Annotated in this window: 5 protein-coding genes; 4 read left to right on the forward strand and 1 reads right to left on the reverse strand. The window is 59.9% G+C overall.

Annotation, left to right across the window (positions count from 1 at the left end; translation table 11 throughout):
* Window positions 1-219: 219 nt before the first annotated feature.
* Together ACCD05_RS31370 and ACCD05_RS31375 are read left to right on the forward strand one after the other, a co-directional pair.
* Window positions 220-657, forward strand: coding sequence for a cupin domain-containing protein (locus ACCD05_RS31370; protein ID WP_413397558.1), 438 nt, complete (start codon window positions 220-222; stop codon window positions 655-657).
* A gap of 94 nt (window positions 658-751) precedes the next feature.
* Window positions 752-1,198: a carboxymuconolactone decarboxylase family protein gene (locus tag ACCD05_RS31375; RefSeq protein ID WP_112436013.1), complete on the forward strand. Its 447-nt coding sequence runs from the start codon at window positions 752-754 to the stop codon at window positions 1,196-1,198.
* 69 nt (window positions 1,199-1,267) lie between these two features.
* Here the strand turns inward: ACCD05_RS31375 and ACCD05_RS31380 are convergent, their stop codons facing one another.
* Window positions 1,268-2,191 carry an SDR family NAD(P)-dependent oxidoreductase gene (locus ACCD05_RS31380; protein ID WP_112436014.1) on the reverse strand — a complete coding sequence of 308 codons (924 nt, stop codon included), beginning with the start codon at window positions 2,189-2,191 and terminating at the stop codon, window positions 1,268-1,270.
* A 62-nt stretch (window positions 2,192-2,253) separates the two neighbouring features.
* On the opposite strand from ACCD05_RS31380, the gene ACCD05_RS31385 reads away from it, so the two are divergent.
* A complete protein-coding gene (locus ACCD05_RS31385) occupies window positions 2,254-3,201 on the forward strand; it encodes a LysR family transcriptional regulator (protein WP_413397561.1) in 948 nt (315 codons plus the stop codon).
* Window positions 3,202-3,896: 695 nt separating this feature from the next.
* Window positions 3,897-4,157: a hypothetical protein gene (locus ACCD05_RS31390; protein WP_112436016.1), complete on the forward strand. Its 261-nt coding sequence runs from the start codon at window positions 3,897-3,899 to the stop codon at window positions 4,155-4,157.
* Window positions 4,158-6,093 lie beyond the last annotated feature (1,936 nt).

Genomic DNA, 6,093 nt, shown 5'->3' on the forward strand with positions numbered 1-6,093 from the left:
TCAGGTCGAACCGGCGACGGGTCATCTGAGGCCTCCAAATCAAAGCCTCATTGAATCAAAGCCATGCCCGCGTGTGAGACGGCAGGCCGGTGACCGCGGACGCCGGGGTTGACTACTTCGGAGCCCCTGTCGCCAGAGGCACTGGTTCCCGGTGGAGAGTACAGTGAAGGCCGGATCACCATTGCTGAATGGCTGAAGGCTTAAGAGGAGCGCACGATCATGAAGACAATTCTCCATGCTGCCGCGGCACTCGCGGCCTCCCTTGCCACCGCGTCCGGTCATGATATCGCAAAGCCCGGACTCGCGTACGACACGAAGGACGCCAAGGTGACACTCGTCTACGAGCATCCCCTGCCCGACGTTCCCGGCAAGAGCATCAAGGGTGTCCTCGTCGAGTATGGACCACGAGGCTACAGCTCCGCCCATACGCATGCGAAGTCCGCGCTGATCTACGCCACGGTCATCGAGGGAGCGATCCAGAGCGCCCTGAACGGTGGCGAGACCAAGACCTTTACCGCGGGCCAGAACTTCACCGAGCTGCCGGGAGATCGCCACGACGTCAGCGCCAATGCCAGCAAGACCGAACCGGCGAAGCTGCTTGCCGTCTTCGTCGTCGATACCGACGACACCGTCCTGACGACGCCGCGCGAGCCGTAGAGCGTCCTCCGAAAACCATTCGCTAAACCACAGATCACCTGACGACGGTTCTCCGGCGAACGGAAAACCGCGTCCTCAACAAAGGAGAACGAACATGTCCCGCATGAACTGGTCCGAGGTCGCGCCCGATGGTGCCAAGGCGCTCTATGCAGTCCACCATTACGTCACCGCCAAGACGAACCTGCCGGACGAGCTGATCCACTTGGTCTTCCTGCGCGTGTCGCAGATCAACGGCTGCGCCCACTGCATCGACATGCACAGCCGCGATCTGCGCAAGACGATGTCCGTCGACAAGATCACACTGGTTCCGGTGTGGAACGAGGTGCCTCACCTCTTCAACGACCAGGAACGCGCCGCTCTCGCCTGGGCGGAGGAAGTGACCAACGTGAGCCAGACCCATGCGTCGGACGAGGCTTATGCCGCTGCCGCTGCAGCTTTCGAACCGAAGGATCTGGTCGATCTGACGATCACCATCGCCGCGATGAACGCCTTCAACCGACTTGGTGCGCCGTTCCGTCTTCCGGTGGCGGCAAAGGTTTGAACAGGCCCGGAACACTCGAGAAGGAGGTAGCCTGCCGCCTCCCCGCAAAGGTTCGGCGGGCCACGCCAACTACAGCGGCGACGAGACCATCCGCGTCGCCATCTCCCAAAGACGGAAAGCGTTCTCCGGATCGACCGCGTATCTTGCCACGCCCTTGAACGGCCCGGCTCCGCGCTCGTCGACGACAGGGGATTCCTGGCAGTCGTCGAAATACCTGCCTGACATTCCCTCGACCAGAGGCGATCCCGCAAGTAACACCGACGTGGCCGCACCCTGCTCTCTTGTTTTGCGCAGATGCTCGGGCGTTCTAAGCCCCCCGGTGTGTTTCTGAAGTCCAGTCGCAATCGCTCCGGGGTTGAGAGCATTCGACGTGATGCCGTCGCATGCCCAATTCCTCGCTATCCCCACGGACATCAGAATGCAGGCCGTCTTTGACTGCCCATAGGCTAGCAGAGGATCGTATGGAATGAAGCGGAAGTCCGGATCGTCGAAGAACACCGGCGCAAACAGGTTGCCAGTTGAGGCGACGGATACGACGCGGGCGCCGTTCGCGCTGGCCAGATGCTTCCGCAGGCCGAGTGCGAGCGCGAAGTGGCCTACGTAGTTCGTGGCGAACTGCATCTCCCGTCCCTCCGCCGTTCTCCGCAGTTCCGGAATGGCCATCACGCCCGCGTTGTTGACGAGGACGTGCAGAGGCTCGTTCCAGCTCCTTGTGAATTCCCTCACGGAAGAAAGATCGGAAAGGTCGAGCCGGCGAACGCGCAGCCGAGCCCGAGGTGTTGTTCGCATCAACTCGGCGACAGCTCTCTCGGCCTCCTCCGGACGGCGGGCCGCGATCGTCACGGCCGCGCCCGCGGCGACCAGGGCGCGGCTCGTTTCCAGACCGATGCCGCCAGCCCCTCCGGTCACGATGATATTGCGGTCTGCAAGATCCACGCCTTCCAGAACGTCGGCGGCGGTTGACGAAAACCCAAACGGGATGGATGAAGTCATGGTCGTGCTCCTTAAGACATTCGACTTGCCGGGAAGATAAGCGCGTGGCATTCGTGAACTAGATGACCAACGGCACACGCAATGATGAGATAATTCGTACAGTTGGTTCGCTTCCGCCGGGCGAGCTGGCGGCCTTTCTCGCCGTGGCCGAACATGGCGGGTTTCGTGCCGCGTCGAGGACGCTCGGCCAGACGGCGTCCGCGTTGAGCCACGCGGTCGCTGGACTAGAGAGGCGTCTCAAGGTGAAGCTCTTCCACAGGTCCACCCGAAACGTTTCGCTGACGGAGCCGGGCCGTAGACTTGCCGAGCGGCTCATGCCAGCACTGGCGGAGATCGGTCTGCCCGTCGAGGAACTGCACGAACAAGCTACCTCGCTGTCGGGGCTCGTGCGGATAAACTGCGACGCCAACGCCGCCGAGCAAGTCCTCATGCCACTGCTGACCCGCTTCATGAAGCTTCAGCCGGAGATGCGATTTGAAATCCGGTCGGAGGGAAGAATGGTCGACATCGCCGAGGGCGGATTCGACTGTGGCGTGCGGGCGGCTGAACTCGTCCCGGACGATATGGTCGCGATCCCGATCGGTCCAGATCAGCAGCACATCGTGGTGGCGTCGCCCGCCTATCTCGCCAGCGCGCCGCCCATCGATAGCCCTTCGGATCTCGCTCTGCATCAGTGTATCCAGCTTCGCATGGCGGGCGGGTCGATCTATCGCTGGGAGTTTCAGCGCCGCGGCGAGGACGTTGTCATGGCCACGAGCGGCAAGCTCATCGTCGACCACTCCAGACTTCTGCTGGCCGCGGCACTCGACGACGGCGGGCTAGCATATGTGACGCGGTGGATGGCGGCGGACGCACTCGCCGACGGAAGCCTTCGGCAGGTACTTGACGACTGCACCCCACCCTATCCTGGCCTTTGCCTGTACTACCCGCGGCATCGCCACCTCGGTTTGGGCATGCGAGCCTTCCTCGACTTCCTGAGAGCCGAAGGATCGAGCCGTCGGACGCCCTGACGCCGGCCGGCGCCGCGTCAGTTCCTCGACATGCAAGCTGTGCGCGCTCTATCCCGACGTTCACTCAGGATCGCGTACCCGGTACCCGCGAGCGGTGTCGATGGACTATCGACGGTATCCGGCATTCCGACTGGCTGGCTTTCGAGGAAGTGGCCGCTGGCTCGACGAACCGAGGGGAACGCCATGCTCGCGGTCCTCGCCCCCCAAGACCTCGAACACCCCCCCGTGTTCGGGAGACGATTACGCGCATGGCCGGAAGTGGCTTGGCCATATCTCATCACCTGGATGTTTCTAGAGCCGATCGTACGAAACGAAGGCTCCAGGCCGGGTACAGAAGAACTCGCCGAGACGCTCGGCACGGTCATGATGATCACCTGCATGAAAATACAGAGTAAGCGGATCAATGAAGCGAGACGTTAACGCCCGCTCGAAGCGGCGGGCTTGCTAAACTACGAAGCCTCAAGCAGATTCCATTGATGATCGATACCGATGTACGATCCTCTTCTAAGGCTGCTGAAGGAAATGGTGCTTGAAACAGGCGTGACCCTCAGCCTCAATCAGGTCGGGCCGCCCCACGTCGGTCCGGGCGCGGCCAGGACATCATCGTCAACGCTCTGTACCGCTTAAGAATGAGAGATCGAACTGCCGGGCAACAGGTTCATGTTGTTGAATTGTTATAGGGGTCAGGGCCGCGGATGGTGGACAGGGAAGAGGAAAGAGAGCGTGAGCTTGGCCGCAAGAAGTTGATGTTGCGGATGCCGGCCTTCCGAGATCAGCTTCGCCACGCTTCGGGTGAACGCATGGAAGCGCTCTTCCTGGCCTACGAGAGGGCCTCCGTTCATCAGGATAGGATTCGATCTCAAAAACACGCTCCCGCGCAGTGGAAAGCTTATTACGAAGAGGTTTCGGGGGAGATAGAGGAAAGCGTTGGAAGATTTCTGAGCGACCAAAAATGACGGGACTTCAGCTAGGTCCAGGGAACGGAGCGCCGTTACGCACGTTGACCGACAGGTTGCGCGATGGTTCATCGCAGAGCCATCCTCAGCACAGCGGCCGAAGGTGGAGAGATTCCAGCGAGGTTCTCCCCACCGAAGCATTTAGCGAAGGCGACAGATATGCGGAAACAGAGGTTTAGGGTCAGCACTTCCGTGACAGTTGACGCCGAGACGCCCCAAGCAGCCGCGCAACGAGCATTAGAGCTGTTTTCGAAATCTCCGCCTGAACGGTTCGACGTCTTGGATGAGAGTGGATCGACATTCCACATCACCCGTGACCATCCGCAAAGGTCTGTTGACACGATCGAGAAAGAGGTCGTTCAGTATCCGGAGTTCATGGAGAATGACGCCCCTCCCGGTGCGGGCGGCTAACTCGATAGGGCCGATGGCCTTTTCTCGGTCCTTGCAAGGCAGGACAAGAACGTCGAGTAAACAGAACTAGGTCCGCCCCGGGAAGTGCATCGGGACTAATTGCGCTCATCCTTGTTCTTCCCCGCCGAGACGGTCTCCTACAGCAGCTTCCTCGGCACGTGGAGGGCCCGCGAGGCTCTGCGCTCCTGGCTCTCCACACCCCTTTCATCTACTCCGTTTAACGTTTCGACCGCGCTGCTGGCTTTGCCGACTTTGCCTGCGTGGTTAAAGGGGGGGAGCCCTCCCTCCCCACCGCTGTTCGGGGCGTACCAATAGGGGGCGAGGCGTGAGTAGTGCCAAGCGCACCGAGCAACCTTCTGGTTTAGACGCTTCATCAAGCGCGTCGCGAGCTCGAACGAAGCACCTTTAAGACTTTCCCGGAAATCGCGTATCAGGGTCACCACCTGCATTCGCTTTTCAGCAGTGAACGCCAAGACCTATCGTTTGTGCTTCAAATACTGCCGCTAACTCGAGGAACAGAACGACGTCCTCGATGTTTAAGGATATCGTCATGAAGAGTTAGACGTATTACATGGCGATAAGGTGAAGAGCTGGTTCCCCTCAAAGCGATCGGCTCTTCGCCGCTTATCATTCCGAAACCTCGCCAACGCGGTCGAAGGGTCAGAAAATGGCTACGAACAGTCGAAACCACACTGCGATTTACGTGGGTGGCTTGCTACTCACTGGGTTAATCATTGCTGCCGGGGCGCTCTTTTCTGGACATCCGCAGCCAAGTCCAGCGACCCGAACCGTCATGATGCAGCGATGAGCAATCGAAATGGGTTGTCCCGCTATCTCACTGCCGGAACATTTCGTCGCGGCCTGAATTTTGCCCCCCCGAGATAGTGTCCCAACGTCTTGCTCGGCAAGTGGAGAGCCAAAAGGTCTCAACGCTCAGTCGGCTCTCCACACCACATTTGAAAGAGATAATGGACTGATCCGTCTCCAGTCCGGCTGTGGGGCGTTCTCGTTTACGTCCACCCAGTAGCTGGAGCGGAGAAGCACTCCGTTGCAAACGAACGAGCCGGACCCACGCATTTTTGTATGCGTCGGAGCGAAAATCTGTTTACGGCGCGCACGTGTGACAACGATTCTTTCGTGTCGTATTGTTATAGTCGCCGTCTGCTAGGCGAAATCGTTTTTCCGCGATGTTGCTGATATCGGTCGCGACATAACCGCTGTCCTACCTGGTGGCGGATATCTCATCGGTGATGCCGATCTGTCTCGCGAAGGATATGAGATTCCCGCGCCGAGGCTGCTCGAGATCTGCGACCGACATTGCCTTCGCGATCACCTCGTTCGCGAGATCGCGAAATCGGCCGATTCTATTTCAAAGAGACGGGTCGCCCCAGGTGCCGTCACCCCGTGGAACGCTAGATGGTTGCAAGTAAAGGGAAGATGCGCCACCAGATCGTGTCCCATGAGATGGTGTAAGTGCCGACGAGGCCACCGTGCTCTCCGGCAAGGCCGGGAGGATCAACGTGCC

This window comes from Rhizobium sp. Rhizsp42 (genome assembly GCF_047304155.1).
GTDB lineage: Bacteria > Pseudomonadota > Alphaproteobacteria > Rhizobiales > Rhizobiaceae > Rhizobium.

Bases quoted from the DNA above. Each gene is read 5' to 3' on its own strand.
- ACCD05_RS31385 (WP_413397561.1), top strand. From the start codon at position 2,254: ATGACCAACGGCACACGCAATGATGAGATAATTCGTACAGTTGGTTCG.
- ACCD05_RS31380 (WP_112436014.1), bottom strand. From the start codon at position 2,191: ATGACTTCATCCATCCCGTTTGGGTTTTCGTCAACCGCCGCCGACGTT.
- ACCD05_RS31370 (WP_413397558.1), top strand. From the start codon at position 220: ATGAAGACAATTCTCCATGCTGCCGCGGCACTCGCGGCCTCCCTTGCC.
- ACCD05_RS31390 (WP_112436016.1), top strand. From the start codon at position 3,897: ATGGTGGACAGGGAAGAGGAAAGAGAGCGTGAGCTTGGCCGCAAGAAG.
- ACCD05_RS31375 (WP_112436013.1), top strand. From the start codon at position 752: ATGTCCCGCATGAACTGGTCCGAGGTCGCGCCCGATGGTGCCAAGGCG.